Here is an 18530-nt window from a genome sequence, read left to right as displayed (position 1 = left end):
TCCGGTTCGACGGTGTGCTGCTGAGCCGGGGCCCACCCGTACCGTGTCCGCTCTGGGTCCCGGCTCGGCGCAGCAACGCTTCTGCGTTGCTGCTTGTCCGGGACACGCTGGGGCGGAGGAGCCCATCTCACGTAACCCCACGGAGAATTAACCAGCCATTAACCATATCGGTCGCATCGTTAACCATTCAATAACGGGGAACGAGTCGGCCGCCATGGAGGCTGCAGCAAAGGTCCAACGTCAAATGGTGCGCCTGCGCGGGCGCTCCTATGTGGCTTTCGTGTTCACGCCGACGGTTCCGGTCCAGGACTGGCTGCATGAGATCGACGCCACGATTGCGCGCTCGCCCGGCTTCTTCGCCGGCCGGCCCGTCGTCATCGATCTGTCCTCGGTCGACCTCAGCCAGGCCGGCATCGGCCATCTGCTCACCAGCCTGCAGGACCGCAACATCCGCGTGCTCGGCATCGAAGGCGTCGACGAGGGGCGGCTGACGCCGTTGATGCCGCCGCTGCTGTCGGGCGGACGCAGCTGCGTGGTCGAGCCGAGCGCGCCGAAGAAGGCCGACGTGAAGGCCGAGACCAAGCCGACGTCGCTGCTGCTCGAGAGCCCCGTGCGCTCGGGCCAGACCGTGATCTTCCCGGAGGGCGACGTCACCATTCTCGGCTCGGTCGGCTCCGGCGCCGAAATCGTCGCCGGCGGCTCCATCCATGTCTACGGCGCGCTGCGCGGCCGCGCCATGGCGGGCGTGAACGGACACACCAGCGCGCGCATCTATTGCCAGAAGATCGAAGCCGAACTGCTTGCAATCGACGGGTTTTATCAGACTGCCGACGATATCGACGAGGCCCTGCGCGGCAAGCCGGCGCAGGCCTGGCTGCAGGGGAATACCATGCGAATTACAGCACTGAACTGACCAGCAAAGGAGACACTTCAGATGAGTAAGGTACTGGTCGTGACATCAGGCAAGGGCGGGGTCGGCAAGACCACGACCACCGCCGCGCTGGGAGCGGCGCTCGCGCAACGCGGCGACAAGGTGGTCGTCGTCGATTTCGACGTCGGCCTGCGCAACCTCGACCTCGTGATGGGCGCCGAGCGCCGCGTCGTGTTCGACCTCATCAACGTGGTGCAGGGCGTCGCAAAGCTGCCGCAGGCCCTGATCAAGGACAAACGGCTGGAGAATCTCTGGCTGCTGCCGGCTTCCCAAACCCGCGACAAGGACGCACTGACGGAGGAGGGCGTCGGCAAGGTGATCACCGAGTTGCGCAGCCGCTTCGACTGGGTGATCTGCGACAGCCCGGCCGGCATCGAGCGCGGCGCCTCCATGGCCATGCGCTTCGCCGACGAGGCCGTGATCGTCACCAATCCGGAAGTCTCCTCGGTGCGGGATTCCGACCGCATCATCGGCATGCTCGATTCCAAGACGGTGCGGGCCGAGAAGGGCGAGCGCGTCGAGAAGCATATTCTCATCACCCGCTACGATCCCTCGCGCGCCGCGCGCGGCGAGATGCTGACCATCGACGACATCCTCGAGATCCTCGCAACGCCCTTGCTCGGCATCATTCCCGAGAGCCAGGACGTATTGAAGGCCTCCAATGTCGGCACGCCTGTGACTCTGTCGAATGCCGATGGAGCGCCGGCACGAGCCTATATGGACGCGGCCAAGCGCCTCTGCGGCGAGAACGTGACGATGCACGTTCCTGCCGAGCGCAGAGGATTTATGGACCGCCTGCTGCGACGGAGGGCTGCATGAGCATGGGTCTGCTTCGACTCCTCCGCGGCAAGAAGGCCTCGGCACCCGTCGCGCGCGAACGGCTGCAGATCCTGCTTGCTCATGAACGCGGCATGCGCGGCCAGCCCGATCTGCTCGGTGTGCTGCGTGAGGAAATTCTCGCTGTCGTGTCCAAGCATGTGACGCTGGACCCGACCAAAGTCATCGTCCGGCTCGAGCGCGGCGACGAGGTCTCGACCCTCGAGGTCGATATCGAGGTGCCCAACGATTTCGAGCGCAAGAAGGTGGCGGTCGCGTAGGGGGCGCAACCGCAGCCTCGGGTGGGTGAGAAGGCGGTCCGCCGGGCATGGCGGTCCGCCTTTGTCTTTGAACTGACATCGACGGAACGCGCCCCGCGCCTCGACCGTTGTGAACCACCCGCGGCAACGTTGTACCGCGGCTGGTCAGACGGGAGAGCGCCCATGATGTCCGAGGTCCAGGTCCATACACTTGCCCGGCAGATGCTCGAACAGCACGGCTTTGCTGCGATCGCGAAGGCCGCGGAGCAGGCCCAGGCCTGCGAGGGCCGCGGCGACGCCGAAGAGGCGAGGGAATGGCGTCACATCGTGGACGCCATGAAGATCATGCGCGGCCCGCATCAGAGCTGACATTCGAAAGCGCAAGCGTCCTCAACGCTCGCCGCGATCGGCGCCTTGCGAGGACGTGCGGTTCTGTGTCTGCGGCTGCGCGCGCTCGCCCGATTCCTTGCAAGGTAGCGGTTCCCACGTGCCGTCCGGCGCCTGCTGATAGGCACTGCAGGACGGCGAGATGGACTTTTCCGCGTTCTTCGGGGCGTCAGAATTTCTCGCCAGTGCGGGCGCAGTCAGCACCCCGGCGGCCGCAATCGCGCCGGCGAAAACGAAATGGATATTCCGCATGAGGACCTCCTGTTCGAATTCGGAAAGAGGCCGCATGCTTTCGAGGATTGTGACGATTTTGGGCCGCGGCAGAGGTTCCATCGCGGCGTGCTTAACGCGGCGACGCAAGTGCGCTTAGCCGCCCTTGCTGCGGATCAGGCCGGCGAGATTGGTCTTCTGGGCTTCGCACCAGCCAGGCATGCCGAGGCGGCGCTGATCCATATCGGTCGCCTGGGTCGCAACCGCGACCTCCGCCATCAGATCATCGTCCTGCTTCTCGCCCATCTTGCCGCCGGTGTGCATCCAGGCGATCGCCTTGCGCACTTTCTCGGTGGTGCCGTCGGGTAGCTGCATCTGCTGCGCCCTCTGCACGAGATCCTGATAGACGAGATCGGTGTTGGGGCACTCGACCTTGGCGGCGAAGGCCTGCAACACCATCGTCACATAGGTCGCCCGCGGCGGCGCATCGCCCGCAAGGGCCGGCGCGGCCAGCAGCAACAGGCCCGTCATCAGAAAACCGGTGCGCATCCTTGAGACCTCCTCCGTTTTCCTGAGAGGCTAGCGTCCGGCGCGCCCCTCGGCAATGGGACCGGGACGCAATTGTCGCCGATCGACGGAGTGGGCTAACCTGCGCTCCCCAGCATTGGAGCGCAACATGAGCCTGTTCAGCACGCCGTTCGATCCCGCACGCGACACCGCGCTCGTCACCGGCGCGGGCAACGGCATCGGCCGCGCGATCGCGCTCGGCCTGGTCGGCGAGGGCGTCCGCACCGTGTTCGCGGATGTCAGCGCGGAGCGGGTGCGTGCCGCGATCGGCGCGAGCGAAAGGCCTGGTCTCGCCGTGCCCTGGGTCGGCGATCTCGCCAGCCTCGAGGCCTGCGATGAGCTGCTGACATCGGCACGTTCTGCGCTGGGCGAGGTCACGCATTTCGTCCACAGCGCCTCGCCGCCGCGGCGGGAGGCTGATCACGTGCTCGCGGTCGATCGCAAGACCTGGCAGGAGATGCATGCCGTCAATCTCGATGCCGGCTTTCACCTGGCGCGCGAGCTCGCAAAGCGGCTGATCGCGGCGAAGCGGCCGGGCTCATTCCTGTTCTTGACCTCGCTGCATGCGGGCACGCCGCGCAACCTGCCGCATTACTCGACGGCAAAGGCGGCGATGGCGATGCTGGTGAAGGAGCTGGCCAAGACGCTCGGACGTTACGACATCCGCGTCAACGCGCTGGTGCCCGGCGCGATCGCAGCCGGCGGGTTCGTCGCTGATCCCGCGCTGGCGCGGCACATTCCGCTCGGGCGCCTCGGCGAGGCCAAGGACCTCGCACCGATGGCGCTCACGGTGCTCTCGAACAAGCTGTCCGCTTACGTCACCGGCGCAGCCTTCGTCGTTGACGGCGGATTATCGCTGACGAACTGGTTCGAGGCGCCGGTGCTGGATTAGCGCTGCCAGGCCGGCACCGGATCGAGCGGCGTGCGATAGAGCTCGTTGTGATCGCGATCGGTGACGCGCACCGCGCAACCCTTCTGCTGCAGCTCCGGCTTCACCTGCGACAGCTCGCAAGCCAATTGATCGGCGCGATCGGAGGCAACCTCGATGTCTTCAAGGATGATTCCACCCTGGTTCTTGAACTCTTCACCAACCACGAGATCGAAATAGTAGTAGGGCATCCGAATTCCCCGGTGTGACGATCTGAGCTTCAGTGCAAGTCTCAACACGTGTCGGATGGTACCACTGAGTCGACATCTATCGAATGAACAGAGCGCGCAATCTCTGGGCTTATGGCGCAGAAATGATGTGCAATGTGCGGGCTCGTTAAGACTTTATTAAATATGCTTGGCGATCATTAAAGGCATGGAATTGCAGCAGAACCGGGCTCCGGGAACCGGCAGCTGCAAGAGAAGGCCGGCGGCATAGATCCCGACGGCCTTTTCTCTTGAGCGAGGAGAGCTCGCTGACCGTAATCGCCCGGGGTTAACGCTTCACATCGACTCGGACAGCGTGCGTGAGCGCGTGACAGCGAGGCTGCGGCGTTGCTCTAAAGCGCGATGCGATTGGGATGAATCGTCATCGCGCTTTAGGTTATTGTTTGAGCGTGGTCTTTTCGGAAAACCGCTAAGCACTTTGCGCTAACGCGGCCCTTCGGGTCCGGATCATGCTCTAACGCAGCGGCATCGGCGGACGCACGATAGGTCCGTCGTCATCGGCAACGGCTTGCGTCGTCGTGGCCGGCGCAGCTGCCGGCGGCGCGGCGGCGGCCTGCGATGGCGGTGGAGGTGCGAGCGGCGCGGGCGAAGAGGCCGGCATGTAGGTCCGCGTTACAGGCGGCTTGGGCTTGCGAACCGGCGGCGCCGCAGGCTGCGGCGGCAGTGCAGCAGCGCGTGCGTGCGGATCGATCGGCGGCCGCGCTTCGGTGACCGGCTTCGGTGCAGGGGACTTCGCCATCTCGCGCGCCATCTGCTCCTGTCCCGCCTTCAACTCGGCGATATTGGCCTTGAGTTGCTCGATCTGCTGCGCCATGGCGGCGAGATCGCGTGTCATCGATTGCACCGACTGCGCCGCGTCGACGGGCTCGGTTGCCGCAGGCGCGGCCGCAGCAAGCTGAGCCGCGGGCGGCGCAGCAGCTTGATCTGCCGTTTGGTTGGGTGTGGCTTCCGCTGCCGGCGCCGCAGCCTGGACGGCGCCGACCGGCGCGCTTTGCTGCGGTGTTGCGGACAGCAACGAGGTCGCCGGGAGCAGCGAGGTCAGCGCCGGCGTCCATTCGGCCAGCAACTGCTTTGCCGTGTCGCCGTGCTTCTCCCAGGCGATGCTGGCGGCCACGCCGGCGCCGGCAAGCAAGAACGTGACGAACGCGCCGCGCAGCCACTTGCCGACCGTGGACCGCTTCTTCATCACAGGACCATCGCTGGACGTGACGCGGACAGCCGTGTCGATCGACGGTGTTGCGGCGGATTTTCCGTAGACGACGTTGATGGTGGGCTCGGGCGCGCGCGCCGGCTCCAGCGTGAACTTCGGCGCGACCTTGGGCTCCGGGGCGAACTTGGGTTCCGGGGCAAACTTGGGCTCCGGACGCGGCGCAATCTCCGGCGCCAGCGCAGGCGGTACGCTGGCGGGGCGGGAGGCCCGCACGATCTCGGGCGAGATCTGGATCGCGTCGTGCGGATCGTTGTCCTTGACCGTGTCCTTCACGATCTCATCGACGATTTGCTTGGCGTTCAGCGTCGCGAGCATCGCAGCTCCTTTGAAGCCCAGTGAGCGAGGTTAATTGATCCGCATTGGCGCGGGGCTGATCCGAGGTGAGCCCATGCCGTTCCTCACGCAGCACGAGTCCAGTCGGGTTTGACCAAAGCAAGGCGAGGGGATGGAGATGATGCGACAGTCTTCCGCCGTTTGTGGTGATGGAACCCGATTTGCCGAACACGCGCATGTGTTCCGCACCGCCTTGTTTTCAGCACGATTTTGGCAATATCTGGCGACGCTGGGGGCGTCGTTATTCCGCTATCGGGGGGCCGGCGGTGCCAAGATCTCTACTCGTTTTGTTCGTCGCAGCCCTGCTGCCGCTGGGCGGCTGCATGCAGACGACACTTTCGCCATCGACGGATGCGAGCATGACGCCGCGCGACCGTCAGTTGCTCGCGCACGCGCCTTACGCGAAGGCGAACGTGCCCGAGCAATATCTGCGTCACATCGTCGATTACCACCGCAAGGAGCAGCCGGGCACGATCCTGGTCGATACCGACGCGCGCTACCTCTATTACGTGCTGCCCGAGGGCAAGGCGATCCGCTACGGCGTTGCGGTCGGCGAGGAAGCCATGGCGTTCTCCGGCGTCGCGCGGGTCGGCCGCTTGGCGGAATGGCCGGACTGGATTCCGACCGCGGATATCCAGGCGCGGCTCGGCCCCTATCCGGCGCGCGTTCCCGGCGGCCCTGCCAATCCGCTGGGCGCGCGGGGCATCTATCTCTATGTCGGCAACAAAGACACGCTCTACCGCATCCACGGCACCAACCAGCCTGAATATATCGGGCAGGCGATCTCGTCCGGCTGCATCCGGATGCGCAATGAGGACGTCATCGATCTCTACGACCGGGTGAAGCTCAATTCGACGGTCGTGGTGCTGCCGCCGGGGCAGAGCGCGCAGGCGGAGGCGGGTGGGCGCTGGCGGGGGTAGTCGTTCGGAGCAAGAGGCGCGGCTTGTCGACAATTTTAGCCATTGTCTTGCGCGCGCCGTAACGCCTCGCGTTTAGCGTGCAGCGAGCAAGGGGTTGCTCGCATGTATCTCGTGAAGAATTCGCCGCGCGCGCTGTCTGCAGCGCTGATTCCGCTGGCCATCGTCGAAGCCGTGCTGCTGGTCTTCGCCCTCGCAGGCGGGCAGGTGACCGATCCGGTCGGTGTGCCGGCACCGGACCAGATCCTGGTGATCTATGCCGGTCGCATGGCGATGAACGCGGCCCTCCTGTTCGCCGGTCACACCGTGCTGCGGCAGTGGGCGATATCGAGCCGGTTTGCCTATGGCCTGATGGGTGGCGTCATGGCGGCGGTGAGCTACGGCATTGCGATCCGCAATCACATCCAGCTTGCGGCGCCTGGCGACGGTACGGTGGTGACCATCGGCTTGTTGCCGACCATCGCGGGAATGATTGGTGGATTTCTCTACAGCCAGTTCGCCGGGCTAAGCATGGTTGCGCAGGCAGCCACGGAAGCTTCCGCTGCCGCTGCGCCAGCGAAGTCGCCGCTGGTGTTCAATGGGCCCGTCCGCGTCCGGACGTCGTTTGCGGGCGTCGTCATCGCAGCACTGATACCGACGGTGCTTGCAACTCTGCTGCCCTATACGCTGCTACCGCTGCTGATGAACGGCTTTGCGGACAAGAGCACCGCGCATATCTTCGCCGCGGTGATCCCGGCGCAGACCTTCATGGTCATGATGGTGATCTCGGTCATTCCGTCAAGCATCTTCATGCTCTGCGTTCACCACGTGGCGCGAGCCATGAGGCGCAGCAACGCGTGGGAATATGCGGAACTTGGCGGGGTTGCGGCGTTCGGCTGCGCGCTGCTGCTTGCCATTGCGGTGCCGCTGCTTGTCTTTCTCGTGGTGCCGGCGGCCTTTTCCGGAGCCGTGATGGGCGCGCTCTACCGTCGCTTCGCCGGCCTTGAGCCGATGCCATTGCCGGAAGCCGTGATCGCAACCGATCCAAGTGCGCTGGTCGGTGCCGATCATCCGTCGAGGCACCAGCACGGCGTTATCCTCAACAATTGATCGCAGGGACCGAACCATGAAAGAGCTGGCGGCGCTTGGCGCGGGATTGGCGATCGCGGCCGTGGCGGCGCTCTGGTTCACGACCGGACCCGTGGTCGTGAATGCGGAGCTCAAGCCGCTTCAGCCGAGCGCGAACATGCCGGCTTTCAGGCCCGTCTCGACCGAACTTTCCGGTCCGGGCGATCGAGGCAATCGGTGATCTTCTTGCTCTAGTTCTCAGGCCGGGCGACCCGCCATTGCAGCGTCGTGGCGTTGCCGTTGGCGTCGCCCGGCGCCTTGTCGGCGGGCGAGGTGTAGAGCGGGCGATAACGGTAGGCCCACATCTTGCTGCCGTCGTTGCGGCTGATCACGGTGAAATCGCCGACGGCCTTGGCGTCCGCGGTCGCAGCGAGCGGCACCCAGCTCTCGGTGCACTTGCCGTTGCAGTTCGACGTCTTTCCGGTGGTGTCGCGCTCGTAATAGTAGAGCGTCATGCCCTTGAGATCGACGAGCTTGGGACCCTGCTTGGTCAGGACCACCTTCGCCGGCGCGGTCGTCGCCTCGGGCTTCGGCGGAGGCGGGGCATCGCCGCCGCCATGGCCGTTGGCGAGCGCGTGGCCGGTCGAGAGCGTGATGGCCGCGGCCACAACGAGGAACCTGAACATCCGAAACTCCGCCCGCAAAGTTAATCGCGCGTTAAGCGCCCAATGCGCGCCGACGTTAGCAGCCGAAGGTTAGTTCCTGGTTTCGTGCGCTGCGACAATTACGGACATGGTAGGAGATCAGGCCTGCGCATCGCGCAGCGGGGCGCGGCTCAGCTCATTGCCGGCAGCGATGGCCTTGCGCAGCAGCCGCATCAGCTCCTCGCTCTCTTTCGCGCTGAGGCCGCGCAGGATGATGCGCTGCGCGGATTCGACGACCGGAGTGATCTTGCGCAGCGTGCGCCGGCCCTCGTCGGTGATCTCGAGCTCGCGTGCGCGGCGGTCGCGGTTGGATGGGCGACGCTCCGCGAGGCCCTTCTGCACGAGGCGATCGATCACGCCGGTGATGGTGGTGCGGTCGTAGGCGATCAATCCGGCGAGCGTCACCTGGTCCAGCCCCGGATTGGCCTTGATGGTCGCAAGCGCGGCGTATTGCACCGGCGTGAGATCGAAGCCGGCGTCCTCGACCTCGGCCAGGAACACCGCGACCGCGATCTGCTGGAAGCGGCGCGCCAGATGCCCGGGCATGTCGTTGTTGTCTTTCACCGAAATCTCCTCTGGGGCAGGGGCGGTGCGGATCATTGACAAGTATACTGATCGTCAGCATACTGATCAATATCCAGGCAGAATTTGGCGGGAGAGGCGCTCATGCAATTCCATCTCAATGGATTCCAGCCGGGCGACCCTGAAATCGCCGATCCTGCCGCGCGCGTTGCGGAATCGGGAGCGGCGGGCGCCGTCCCTGGCGAGGTCGATGTCCTCATCGTCGGCTGCGGGCCGGCCGGCCTGACGCTCGCCGCCCAGCTCGCGCAATTTCCTGACATCAAGACCTGCATCGCCGAGCAGAAGCCGGACCGCCTCCTGGTCGGTCAGGCCGATGGCATCGCCTGCCGCACCATGGAGATGTTCCACGCCTATGGCTTCAGCGAGCGTGTGCTGAAGGAGGCCTACTGGGTCAACGAGACCACGTTCTGGAAGCCGGATGAAGGGGCACCGGAGAAGATCGTTCGCAGCGGCCGGGTGCAGGACGTCGAGGACGGGCTGTCGGAATTCCCGCACGTCATCCTGAACCAGGCGCGCGTGCATGATTGCTTTCTCGACGTCATGCGCAAATCGCCAGCGAAGCTCGCGCCGTATTACAGCCGACGCGTTCTTGATCTGAATGTCGATCCGGCCGCCGGTGCCGACGATCATGCGGTGACCGTGCGCCTCGAACGCGTCGATGCCGCGAACGAGGGCAGGATCGAGACGATCAAGGCCCGCTACGTCGTCGGCTGCGACGGCGCCCGCAGCACGGTGCGCAAATCAATCGGGCGCGAGCTGCACGGGGATTCCGCCAACCACGCCTGGGGCGTGATGGACGTGTTGGCAGTGACCGATTTTCCCGACATCCGTTTCAAGTCGCTGATCCAGTCGGCCAGGGACGGCAGCCTGCTGATCATTCCGCGCGAAGGCGGCTACATGGTCCGCATCTATGTCGAACTCGCCAAGCTCGATATCGGCGAACGCGTTGCCAATCGCAACATCACCGCCGACGACGTGATTGCGAAAGCGCAGCGGATCCTGAAGCCGCATCGGCTCGAGGTGAAGGAGATCGCCTGGTGGTCGGTCTACGAGATCGGCCAGCGCCTCACCGACAAGTTCGACGACGTGCCGGAGGGCGAGATCGATACGCGCCTGCCGCGCATCTTCATCGCCGGTGATGCCTGCCACACCCACAGCCCGAAGGCGGGGCAGGGCATGAACGTGTCGATGCAGGATGCCTTCAATCTCGGCTGGAAGCTCGCCGCCGTGCTGCGGAGGCAATGTGCACCAAACCTCTTGCATTCCTACTCGGCCGAACGGCAGGCAGTTGCGAAGGAGCTGATCGATTTCGATCGTGAATGGGCGGGTATTCTCGCCTCCGCCGCCAAGGCGGGCGGCGCCGATGCGGCCAAGACGCAGGACTATTTCGTCCGGCACGGGCGCTATACCGCGGGCACGGCAACGCATTACAGGCCATCGCTGCTCACCGGCGCGGCCACGCATCAGCACCTCGCGCAGGGCCTCATCATCGGCAAGCGCTTCCATTCCGCGCCGGTGATCCGGCTGGCGGACGCCAAGCCGGTGCATCTCGGCCACGCGGCGCAGGCCGACGGCCGATTCCGCATCTACGCGTTCTCGCCGGCCGAGAACCCCGCAGCGTCGGGCTCGGCCATTCGTGCCTTGTGCAATTTCCTCGCGGAGTCCCGGAAATCACCCATCCGTCGATATACGCCTGTCGGCGCCGACATCGACAGCGTGATCGATCTGCGCGCGGTGTTTCAGCAGGACCACCGCGAGCTCGCCATCGAGGCGATGCCGCCGATGTTGCTCCCGAGCAAAGGCCGTTACGGCTTGCACGACTACGAGAAGATGTTCTGCCCGGATATCAAGAGCGGCCACGACGTGTTCGCGATGCGCGGCATCGATCGGGCGGCCGGCTGCATGGTCGTGGTGCGGCCCGACCAGTATGTCGCGGCCGTGCTGCCGATCGACGATTTTGCCGGGCTCGCCGCGTTCTTCGACACCTTCATGCTGCCGGTGGACTGACGCCGAAAGCGCCGCGCGCGCCGTGCGGATGAACGATGGATGAATATTGAACTTCGCGCGTGCGCGATCTCAATCTTTCGAGGGATGCGGTGATGACGGGCGGAACGCTCGTTCCGCCTGCGCGTTCCGTCTCGCAAGAGGAGGAACACGCCATGAAATTCAGAAGCGTTCTGGTTGCCGCATTGCTGCTCGTCCCGACGGCCGCGCTGGCCGCGCCGGGAATCGTCACCGTCTCGACCGGCCTGCGGGCCGGGCCGGGCACGGGCTTCCCCCTGGTCGACCGCATCCCCGGAGGTGCGCGCGTCAACATCCATGGCTGCCTGCGCGGCAAGGCCTGGTGCGACGTGAGCTTCTCCGACGATCGCGGCTGGGTGTCGTCGCAATATCTCGAATATCTCTACCGCAATCACTACGTCTATCTGCCCGACTATGTCGATGTGATCGATGTGCCGGTTGTCCCGTTCGTGCTGACCTCGTACTGGTCGAGCTATTATGCGGGACGGCCCTGGTACCACCGCCACGCCTATTGGAATGATTACTGGACCTCGCATCAGCGCTTCGCGACGCGGATGACCATCGACCCGGGCGCAGCCCGTATCGGCCGTGCAGCGACGCGTGACGCTACAATCGCGCTGGAACGCGAAGGCGTGCGTGGCAAGGGCGCCGCCGCGATCTCGGGACGCGACGCCATGACCTCGCGGCACGATGCTGCGATTGCCACCCGCGACGCTGCAATCGCAAGGCGCGGCGCTGCGATCACGACGCGTGATGCGGCGATCACGAAACGCGACGCTGCGATCACGAATCGCGACGCCGCCATTACCGCCGACCGGACGCGTGCCGGACGGAGCGAGCGCCCCGCGCATGAGCCGGCCAATGTGCAGACTCGCAATCCGCGCGATGCTCAGGCCCGCATGATGCACGAACAGGCCGCGAGCCGCGCTGCGGTGCGTGCCCAGCCGATGGCGCGTGCGCACGAAGCGCCACGCGTGTCGGCCGCGCCGGCCGCTCGGCCCGCGACGCCTCATGTCGCGCAGCCGAATGTGAGTCACGGTGCGCCGATGAATGCCCATGCGCAGATGCCGGCACCGCGCGCGGCGGCGCCTGCAATGCCGCACGGCGGTGGTGGCGGCGCGCCGCACATCAATGCTGCGCCACGAGGCGGCGGTGGCCCGGCTGGTGGCCCCGGCGGCGGTCACGAGAAGCACTAGCGCTGCCTAACGAAAGCCCGGCCTTCGCGCCGGGCTTTCTGCTGATTTGATCCGGGTTCCGTGCGCGTACAATTTAAGAAGGTTCTTCGCGGGCAGATTTCGTCGATCGTAATATCTCTACTCAAAGATGTAAGCATCCACTCGGGGCAGCGGGGCACCGGAGGATGACGATGAGACAGAGCCAAGCGGAGACGCGCCGTCAGCAAAATGTCGCGAAGCGGTCGATGACCAAGGAGGCCAAGCAGCTGGCCGGCCTGATTGCCGGACTGCGCGAATCCCTCGAAGAGATCCACAAGGAGCGGGCGAGCACCAAGCTCTCGGGCGCCGAAATGGGTATGCTGGACGAGCGTCGCAACAATCTGCTGCTCACCATCGCAGCCCTCAATGACCGCCTCTCGGCGGTGCAGGGCCTGATCAATCTCGGCCGCCCACATATCATCCGCGTACACTAGCGCCGATCCGAGGTCACGAGATCGGCTGTGTAGCGGCGGCACGGAGCCGGCCACCGCCCTCGTGGACGGCATCAAATTGCCACGCTCCCGGCGAATTGCCGCCAAAGCCCGCTGCCACGAGAAGGCCGGGTGCAGGGCGACGCAAGGGGATGCGAATTGGCCTACAAGATGGTCGCAGAACGCGACAACGAAAAGTACAGTTTCGCCCGCGAGAGCCGGTTGCTCATTGTGGCGAAGGCGAAAGTGTGGGCGAGCGAGGGGTGGCGGGTCGTGATCACCGATCAGGATGGCAAGGCCTACGCGCCGTCGGAACTCGATCAGCTGTCCGCAGCGTGATGGTGGAGCGCAACCTGACCTTCAGAGCCGGTATCGCGCGCATCAACGCACCGTGGTCTCCGAGAACAGGTTGATGATCACCACCCCTGACACGATCAGCGCGATGCCGACGAATGCAGCGGCGTCCAGAATCTGACGGAACAACACGAACGAGACGGTGGCGGTCAGGATGATGCCGACCCCGCCCCAGATCGCATAGGCGATGCTCAACGGGATCACCCGAATCGCCACCGAGAGCGCGTAGAACGAGGCAACGTAGAACAGCACCATCGCCAGCGTCGGCCAGGGCCGGGTGAACTGCGCGGACTGCTGTAGGAACGCCGATGCGGTGACCTCGAACACGATGGCGAGGGCGAGGGCCGTGTAGGCATTGAAGGCAGAGGTCATGCGGAGGCTGTGTCCGGGCCGACGATGGCTGACGTGCGAGCGGAAATATCACGCCGGAATGACGAGTCCGCGACAGGACGCAGCGCTTGCGTCGCCCGACGTTTGACTCTACGGACCTCTTTCATGCTCGTCATCTCCATCCAGAGCCAGGTGGTCCACGGCCATGTCGGCAACAGCGCGGCTGCCTATGCCATGCAGGCGGAGGGCGTGAACGTCGCGGCGGTGCCGACGACGCTGCTGTCCAACCATCCGCGCTATCCGAGCCTGCGCGGACGGGTGCTGGAGACCGAGCTCGTCGCCGATCTCCTGAGGGGCGTCGAGGAGCGGGGCCTCGTCGACGAGGCCGCAGTGCTCGTCACCGGCTATCTCGGCTCGCCCGGCAATGCCGCTGTCATCGCCGATTTCGTCGAGCGGGCGCGCACGCGGAATGCGAAGCTGGTCTATCTCTGCGATCCCGTGATCGGTGACGACGGCCGCGTCTATGTTGCGGACGGCATTTTGGACGTGGTCCGCCACCGGCTGCTGCCGGCAGCGAACCTGACGACGCCGAACCAGTTCGAGCTCGAGCTGCTCTCTGGAGCCGCAATCGCGGACACCGAGAGCCTCAGCGCGGCCTGTGCGGTGCTGGCAGGGGCAGGCCGCACCGACATCGTCGCCACTGGCTGCACCCTCGCTGACACGGCGGCGGGGCAGGTGGAGACGATCCTGTGCGCCGACGGGCGATTGTCGCGCTTTGCGACGCCGCGCCTGCCGATCCGCCCCTACGGCACCGGCGATCTCCTCACCGGGCTGATCGCGGCGCATCTGGCCAAGGGCGAAGCGATGGACTTGGCCGTGCGCCGCGCGGTCGACACGGTCTTTGCCGTGCTGGTGCGCACGCAGGACGCCGGCTCCGCCGAGATGCGGCTGGTGCCGCTGCCGACGGCGGAGCGCAAGCGGTAAGCCGTCAGGTCGCGCGCTTGCCGGCCGATTGTGCCGACTTCTGCGGCTTGGCCGGGCCCTTCTGCTCGCGCGCGGCGTGGGCCTTCGGCGGCTTGGCGCTCGCGATGGCCCGCGGCTTCTTCGGCTTGGCGCCGGCAACGTCCTTGCGGTCGGAGGTGCCGCGCTTCGCGATATATTCCGCCCCGTCGATCGGGCCGACATGCGGCGGATCCCGGTCGAGATAGGGTCGGCCGATGCCGAACGACTTGCCGTTGGCATCGACCCACTTCCACAGGATCTCGGTCGAGACCCAGCGCTGTGCCCGGTTGTTGCCTTGCGTGCTGACGATGTCGGCGGCCATGCCGTGGCCGTAGCCGCCGCGCGTGCTGCCGCCGTGATAGGAGCGGTTGGAGGCGGCCTTCAGGCCGCTCGCGATCGACTGGCGATAGTCGTCGCGGAACGCGCTGGTGATGCCCGGCGACAGGCCGGCGGCTTCGGCCGCGAGCATCATGCGGAACAGCTTCTGCTTGAAGCTCTTGTCCATGCCGCCGATGACGTAGTCCATCATCGACATGCCGGCGCGTTCGGCTGCCTTCGGATCCTTCCAGGTGAAGTCCTGATCGACCAGCTTGGTGAAGCTGCGCATCACCGTGACGGTCTTGCCCTTGCGCTTGACGGTGACGGCGCGCCGCTCCTGCACCTTGATCGTGTCTTCCTTGGCAGTGCGCTGGTAGAGTGCCCAGAGATAGCGGTCGATACAGGTCTCCACGACGAAGCATTCGTCGAGCACGGCGACGGTGTCGGCAGGCGGAGAGGCCTTGCTCGCAGGCGCGGCGGGGCCGCTCGCGATCGCCGCGGGGGACAATGCGTCCGTCGTCACGATCTCGGTGGGATCGGCGGATGCGAGCTTGACGGGCTCGGGCGCAGGGGCGGGGACGACCTCGCTGACGACAGGCTCCGGTTCAGGGAAGATCGGCGGCGCCGGCACGGCTTCCGCCGGCAGGATCAGCACCGGGTCGGCCGAGGCAAGCTTGATGGTGGAGGCGGGCTCCTCCGGCGTCGCCTCTGCTGGCGCGGCAGGGGCCGCAGCGACCGCGGCCGCGATGTCGGCGGTCAAGGCGAGGCCATCCTCGATGGTCGCAGCGCTCGGCACGTCGGCAAGGTCGATGCGGGAGAGATCCTTGGCACGCGAGATCGCGGCTGCATTGGCACCGCTGTTCTCGATCAGCGCAGGCGCATAGGCGGAGAGAGACAATGCCAGCCAGCCGGCGACAACCGCCGAGGGACACGCTACCGCCACCAGAAGAGACCGCCGATCGTTCATGATCCCTGCCTCCAAACGGTCTGCTCGAACGATCCTGCCCGAACAGTGGTGATGCAAACAGTCTGACGAGAACAGCACGGAAAGGCACGCAGCAGGTCGATTGTTCGGGCCGCCGTGTGGCGGCGCAATGGCGCAAATCGGGGTGCGCGGGCTTTTCGGGGCGACTGTGGCCGAGGTGCAACGCCTGGTTCCATTCGGCGTTGCCGCAACTTTGTTGCGGCTGGTGCGTTGGAGGCGCCATGACGCACCCCTCGCTTCGTCCCATGGACGCCTTCGACCCCACCGAGCCCGCCATCCTGCATGATCGTGTTTCGGACACGATCATTACCTGGACCGCCGATCAGGCCGATGATTACCGGCGCGCCAGCCGGCCCCGCGCGGATGGAACCGTTGCCTGGAAGACTTATCTCTTCGATGGCTGGGGCAACGTGCTCGGTGGCTGAGCACCTCCCACAGGGGCGCCGCGTCGCAGCCGGCGTGATTCGCCCAAATCCTTGTACGCATTAGGCATATCGTCATGCACCGCGCGCGATGTTGCAATGCGGTGGCGCATGTCGCGCTGCAGCAAAATGCGCCTAAATAGGCTCCGACTCTCAAACCTTGGAGCATCACCAATGAACAAGAAGACCTTGTCGATCGCCGCCATCCTGACGATCGCGGGCGGTACCGCGGCTTTCGCCGCCGAGCTGCCGACCTATGAGGCCAACGGTCTCCCGGTTTCCCCGCTGCAGGTGCGCGTGCTCGGTGCCGCGCATGTCGAGCAGCAGGTCGCAGCGCCCACCACGATCGCCTCGGTCCACCAGACGAGGGTGCTCAGCCCGCGCAAGGTGAAGACCGCGGACGTGACCACGGGCGCATCCCGCTAGGCTTGCCGCGGGCAGGTGGGTTCCGCGCAGAAGCGGGATCCACCGCCGCGCGTGACTGTCGACGTCGTGGCGGCGGAACTGACGCGAGCTTAAGCCTTCTTCACGAACTCCGACTTCAGATTCATGGCGCCGATGCCATCGATCTTGCAGGCGATGTTGTGACCGTCGCTGGCGTCCTGCAGGCGGATGTTGCGCACCTTGGTGCCGCCCTTAACGACCGAGGACGAGCCCTTGATCTTGAGATCCTTGATCACGATGACGCTGTCGCCGTCGGCGAGCACGTTGCCGTTGGCATCGCGCGCGCTCGCAGGAAAGCAAGGAAAAGCTGCGAACGGCGCGGGCCAAGCGTTACCTGCCGGTGCGATATCACCGAAGGACGCCTTCTGTCGCCGGCGCGCGTTGAGCTGCATCAACGGCACTGCGCGCGAGGGTCGTATCGTGTCTTCAGGAATGGAGGCAGCGATGGACGACACACTCAGACGAAAAATCCAGACCTTGCTGGACCAGCACCGCACGATGCGGATCGCGACGCTTCGCGCCGATGGCTGGCCGCAGGTGACGACAGTCGGCTATGCCAACGAAGGCTTCACGATCTACTTCCTGTGCGGCCCCGACAGCCAGAAGGCGCAGAACATCGCGCGGGACGATCGTGTGTCGCTGGCGATCGATGACGATCCGGCGCAAGTGATGGAGATCACCGGCCTGTCCATGGCGGCGCGGGCTGTGGCCGTGACCGATCCGGCCGAAGCCGGGAAGGCGATCGCGCTGCTGATGGCGCGCTATCCCGAGCAGAAGGCTGCCGGCCTGCCCATGCCGAAGCCATCCGAGGTGCGGCTGATCCGTCTCACGCCGACGGTGATCTCGCTGCTCGATTATTCCAAGGGATTCGGCCACACCGACCTTGTGACGTGCTCAGGAGCTTCTTGACGCAAATCAAGCTGACGTTTTTCTTGGCTTCGGTAATGCCGAACAGGATTTGACCCGTCAGGCAAAACAATGGCATGATGCCATCGTGGAACGCTGTCGGGGACGTCGGGTGCGGCACCATCCCGGATTACGCTTCCGCTCCATCCGGGCTACGCTCGGTCCGCAACTTGCGGCGAGCCCCTCATGAGCTTCCTCCTCAACATCGACGTTCCCGACGTGGCGAAAGCCACGGTGTTCTACACCGAAGCCTTTGGGCTGACGGTCGGCCGCCGCTTCGGCGCCGACTTCGTCGAGCTCAACGGCTGGCCGGCGCCGGTCTATCTCCTGACCAAGCAAGCCGGCACGATCGGCGCCGGCGGCGACCTGCGCCGCTATGAGCGGCACTGGACGCCGGTGCATATCGACGTCGTCGTCGACGATGTCGATGCAGCCGTCGCGCGCGCGCTCGCGGCCGGTGCGATCCTCGAGGCAAGCGCGCGCGATGCGCCCTATGGGCGGATCGCGATGCTGGCCGATCCGTTCGGGCACGGCTTCTGTCTGCTGGCGTTCAGCGCGCAAGGCTATGACGCGCTGCTGGGAAGCGCTTAGTCCGGGCTACATCGCTGGCGAGCGGCGAGCTACAATCGGGGCGAGATGGCAAAACAACTGAAAAGAAAACTGAAGACCTTCCAGACCTCGCTCGGCTTCTACGATCAGGCGATTGCCGCGCCCTCGATGAAGGCGGCGCTGGCCGCCTGGGGCGCCAGCTCCAATCTGTTCCATCAGGGCGTTGCCAAGGAGACCGACGACCCTGATGTCGTGGCCGCGACCATGGCGAAGCCGGGCGTGGTGCTCAGGCGCCCGGTCGGCTCGGACGGCCCGTTCACCGAGAGCGCGGAGCTGCCGACCGAGCTCGGCGAGGGCGAGGCGAGGGCCGGGAGAAAGTCGAAGAGCAAATCGGGATCGCAGAAGCGTCCTGCGAAGGCGGAGCGGAAAGCAAG

26 protein-coding genes and 1 pseudogene are annotated in these 18530 nt (G+C 65.5%); 18 read left to right on the top strand and 9 right to left on the bottom strand.

The window, feature by feature from the left end; genetic code table 11:
• Window positions 1-214: 214 nt before the first annotated feature.
• The 4 genes from minC (at window position 215) to HZZ13_RS02690 (ending at window position 2376) form a co-directional block, all read left to right on the top strand.
• Window positions 215-913 (top strand): septum site-determining protein MinC, encoded by a 699-nt coding sequence (gene minC, locus HZZ13_RS02705; RefSeq protein ID WP_197958133.1) that lies wholly within the window; start codon window positions 215-217, stop codon window positions 911-913.
• 21 nt (window positions 914-934) lie between these two features.
• Window positions 935-1750 carry a septum site-determining protein MinD gene (gene minD / locus HZZ13_RS02700; RefSeq protein WP_036000262.1) on the top strand — a complete coding sequence of 272 codons (816 nt, stop codon included), beginning with the start codon at window positions 935-937 and terminating at the stop codon, window positions 1748-1750.
• Window positions 1747-2028 carry a cell division topological specificity factor MinE gene (minE, locus tag HZZ13_RS02695; protein WP_035703963.1) on the top strand — a complete coding sequence of 94 codons (282 nt, stop codon included), beginning with the start codon at window positions 1747-1749 and terminating at the stop codon, window positions 2026-2028. Before minD ends, minE begins: the two co-directional genes overlap by 4 nt.
• Window positions 2029-2190: 162 nt before the next feature.
• A complete protein-coding gene (locus tag HZZ13_RS02690; protein WP_197958132.1) occupies window positions 2191-2376 on the top strand; it encodes a hypothetical protein in 186 nt (61 codons plus the stop codon).
• A 21-nt stretch (window positions 2377-2397) separates the two neighbouring features.
• On the opposite strand, the gene HZZ13_RS02685 is transcribed toward HZZ13_RS02690, so the two are convergent.
• Both HZZ13_RS02685 and HZZ13_RS02680 read right to left on the bottom strand, forming a co-directional pair.
• Window positions 2398-2646, bottom strand: coding sequence for a hypothetical protein (locus tag HZZ13_RS02685; protein ID WP_197958503.1), 249 nt, complete (start codon window positions 2644-2646; stop codon window positions 2398-2400).
• 114 nt (window positions 2647-2760) lie between these two features.
• Window positions 2761-3153, bottom strand: a complete 393-nt coding sequence (locus HZZ13_RS02680) for a hypothetical protein (protein ID WP_197958131.1) — start codon at window positions 3151-3153, stop codon at window positions 2761-2763.
• A gap of 127 nt (window positions 3154-3280) precedes the next feature.
• Between HZZ13_RS02680 and HZZ13_RS02675 the strand changes: the two genes are divergently transcribed.
• A complete protein-coding gene (locus HZZ13_RS02675) occupies window positions 3281-4063 on the top strand; it encodes an SDR family NAD(P)-dependent oxidoreductase (RefSeq protein ID WP_197958130.1) in 783 nt (260 codons plus the stop codon).
• On the opposite strand, the gene HZZ13_RS02670 is transcribed toward HZZ13_RS02675, so the two are convergent.
• Together HZZ13_RS02670 and HZZ13_RS02665 are read right to left on the bottom strand one after the other, a co-directional pair.
• Window positions 4060-4290 (bottom strand): DUF6894 family protein, encoded by a 231-nt coding sequence (locus HZZ13_RS02670; RefSeq protein WP_025035960.1) that lies wholly within the window; start codon window positions 4288-4290, stop codon window positions 4060-4062. The two genes, HZZ13_RS02675 and HZZ13_RS02670, sit on opposite strands and share 4 nt — an antisense overlap.
• 490 nt (window positions 4291-4780) lie before the next feature.
• A complete protein-coding gene (locus tag HZZ13_RS02665; protein WP_197958129.1) occupies window positions 4781-5851 on the bottom strand; it encodes a hypothetical protein in 1071 nt (356 codons plus the stop codon).
• A gap of 341 nt (window positions 5852-6192) precedes the next feature.
• Here HZZ13_RS02665 and HZZ13_RS02660 point away from each other — a divergent pair, with 341 nt between their 5' ends.
• The 3 genes from HZZ13_RS02660 to HZZ13_RS02650 all read left to right on the top strand — a co-directional run bounded on the left by HZZ13_RS02660 (window position 6193) and on the right by HZZ13_RS02650 (window position 8074).
• Window positions 6193-6789 carry a L,D-transpeptidase gene (locus HZZ13_RS02660; protein ID WP_197958128.1) on the top strand — a complete coding sequence of 199 codons (597 nt, stop codon included), beginning with the start codon at window positions 6193-6195 and terminating at the stop codon, window positions 6787-6789.
• Between the two features lie 102 nt (window positions 6790-6891).
• Complete coding sequence (locus tag HZZ13_RS02655) at window positions 6892-7875, top strand: hypothetical protein (protein WP_197958127.1); 984 nt, start codon at window positions 6892-6894, stop codon at window positions 7873-7875.
• A 16-nt stretch (window positions 7876-7891) separates the two neighbouring features.
• Window positions 7892-8074, top strand: a complete 183-nt coding sequence (locus tag HZZ13_RS02650; protein ID WP_197958126.1) for a hypothetical protein — start codon at window positions 7892-7894, stop codon at window positions 8072-8074.
• Between the two features lie 10 nt (window positions 8075-8084).
• Here HZZ13_RS02650 and HZZ13_RS02645 read toward each other — a convergent pair whose 3' ends face one another.
• Both HZZ13_RS02645 and HZZ13_RS02640 read right to left on the bottom strand, forming a co-directional pair.
• Complete coding sequence (locus tag HZZ13_RS02645; protein WP_197958125.1) at window positions 8085-8519, bottom strand: COG4315 family predicted lipoprotein; 435 nt, start codon at window positions 8517-8519, stop codon at window positions 8085-8087.
• Between the two features lie 117 nt (window positions 8520-8636).
• Window positions 8637-9101, bottom strand: a complete 465-nt coding sequence (locus HZZ13_RS02640; protein WP_197958124.1) for a MarR family winged helix-turn-helix transcriptional regulator — start codon at window positions 9099-9101, stop codon at window positions 8637-8639.
• A 102-nt stretch (window positions 9102-9203) separates the two neighbouring features.
• On the opposite strand from HZZ13_RS02640, the gene HZZ13_RS02635 reads away from it, so the two are divergent.
• The 4 genes from HZZ13_RS02635 (at window position 9204) to HZZ13_RS02620 (ending at window position 13125) form a co-directional block, all read left to right on the top strand.
• The gene (locus HZZ13_RS02635) at window positions 9204-11126 is read left to right on the top strand and encodes an FAD-binding monooxygenase (RefSeq protein ID WP_197958123.1); all 1923 of its coding nucleotides are present in this window, start codon (window positions 9204-9206) and stop codon (window positions 11124-11126) included.
• Window positions 11127-11278: 152 nt separating this feature from the next.
• Window positions 11279-12337 carry an SH3 domain-containing protein gene (locus HZZ13_RS02630; RefSeq protein ID WP_197958122.1) on the top strand — a complete coding sequence of 353 codons (1059 nt, stop codon included), beginning with the start codon at window positions 11279-11281 and terminating at the stop codon, window positions 12335-12337.
• A gap of 170 nt (window positions 12338-12507) precedes the next feature.
• The gene (locus HZZ13_RS02625) at window positions 12508-12789 is read left to right on the top strand and encodes a hypothetical protein (RefSeq protein ID WP_197958121.1); all 282 of its coding nucleotides are present in this window, start codon (window positions 12508-12510) and stop codon (window positions 12787-12789) included.
• A gap of 129 nt (window positions 12790-12918) precedes the next feature.
• On the top strand, window positions 12919-13125 hold the full coding sequence (locus HZZ13_RS02620) for a hypothetical protein (protein WP_197954815.1): 207 nt from the start codon (window positions 12919-12921) through the stop codon (window positions 13123-13125).
• A 42-nt stretch (window positions 13126-13167) separates the two neighbouring features.
• Here the strand turns inward: HZZ13_RS02620 and HZZ13_RS02615 are convergent, their stop codons facing one another.
• Window positions 13168-13512, bottom strand: a complete 345-nt coding sequence (locus HZZ13_RS02615) for a DMT family transporter (RefSeq protein ID WP_025035970.1) — start codon at window positions 13510-13512, stop codon at window positions 13168-13170.
• A 123-nt stretch (window positions 13513-13635) separates the two neighbouring features.
• Here HZZ13_RS02615 and pdxY point away from each other — a divergent pair, with 123 nt between their 5' ends.
• A complete protein-coding gene (pdxY, locus tag HZZ13_RS02610) occupies window positions 13636-14454 on the top strand; it encodes a pyridoxal kinase (RefSeq protein ID WP_197958120.1) in 819 nt (272 codons plus the stop codon).
• A 4-nt stretch (window positions 14455-14458) separates the two neighbouring features.
• On the opposite strand, the gene HZZ13_RS02605 is transcribed toward pdxY, so the two are convergent.
• Window positions 14459-15757 (bottom strand): M15 family metallopeptidase domain-containing protein, encoded by a 1299-nt coding sequence (locus tag HZZ13_RS02605; protein ID WP_197958119.1) that lies wholly within the window; start codon window positions 15755-15757, stop codon window positions 14459-14461.
• Between the two features lie 239 nt (window positions 15758-15996).
• Between HZZ13_RS02605 and HZZ13_RS02600 the strand changes: the two genes are divergently transcribed.
• Both HZZ13_RS02600 and HZZ13_RS02595 read left to right on the top strand, forming a co-directional pair.
• On the top strand, window positions 15997-16200 hold the full coding sequence (locus tag HZZ13_RS02600) for a hypothetical protein (RefSeq protein WP_197958118.1): 204 nt from the start codon (window positions 15997-15999) through the stop codon (window positions 16198-16200).
• Window positions 16201-16371: 171 nt separating this feature from the next.
• Window positions 16372-16623 carry a hypothetical protein gene (locus tag HZZ13_RS02595; RefSeq protein WP_197958117.1) on the top strand — a complete coding sequence of 84 codons (252 nt, stop codon included), beginning with the start codon at window positions 16372-16374 and terminating at the stop codon, window positions 16621-16623.
• 89 nt (window positions 16624-16712) lie between these two features.
• On the opposite strand, the gene HZZ13_RS02590 is transcribed toward HZZ13_RS02595, so the two are convergent.
• Window positions 16713-17033, bottom strand: a complete 321-nt coding sequence (locus HZZ13_RS02590) for a zinc ribbon domain-containing protein YjdM (protein ID WP_283817110.1) — start codon at window positions 17031-17033, stop codon at window positions 16713-16715.
• A 52-nt stretch (window positions 17034-17085) separates the two neighbouring features.
• On the opposite strand from HZZ13_RS02590, the gene HZZ13_RS02585 reads away from it, so the two are divergent.
• The 3 genes and pseudogenes from HZZ13_RS02585 to HZZ13_RS02575 all read left to right on the top strand — a co-directional run.
• Window positions 17086-17550 carry a pyridoxamine 5'-phosphate oxidase family protein gene (locus HZZ13_RS02585; protein ID WP_197958116.1) on the top strand — a complete coding sequence of 155 codons (465 nt, stop codon included), beginning with the start codon at window positions 17086-17088 and terminating at the stop codon, window positions 17548-17550.
• A 183-nt stretch (window positions 17551-17733) separates the two neighbouring features.
• On the top strand, window positions 17734-18138 hold the full coding sequence (locus HZZ13_RS02580; RefSeq protein WP_197958115.1) for a VOC family protein: 405 nt from the start codon (window positions 17734-17736) through the stop codon (window positions 18136-18138).
• Between the two features lie 45 nt (window positions 18139-18183).
• Window positions 18184-18530, top strand: a pseudogene (locus HZZ13_RS02575) (cell envelope biogenesis protein TolA); the annotation flags it as partial.

It is taken from the genome of Bradyrhizobium agreste, assembly GCF_016031625.1.
In the GTDB taxonomy this organism is placed as follows: domain Bacteria; phylum Pseudomonadota; class Alphaproteobacteria; order Rhizobiales; family Xanthobacteraceae; genus Bradyrhizobium; species Bradyrhizobium agreste.
This window is presented reverse-complemented; position numbering and strand designations above follow the sequence as displayed.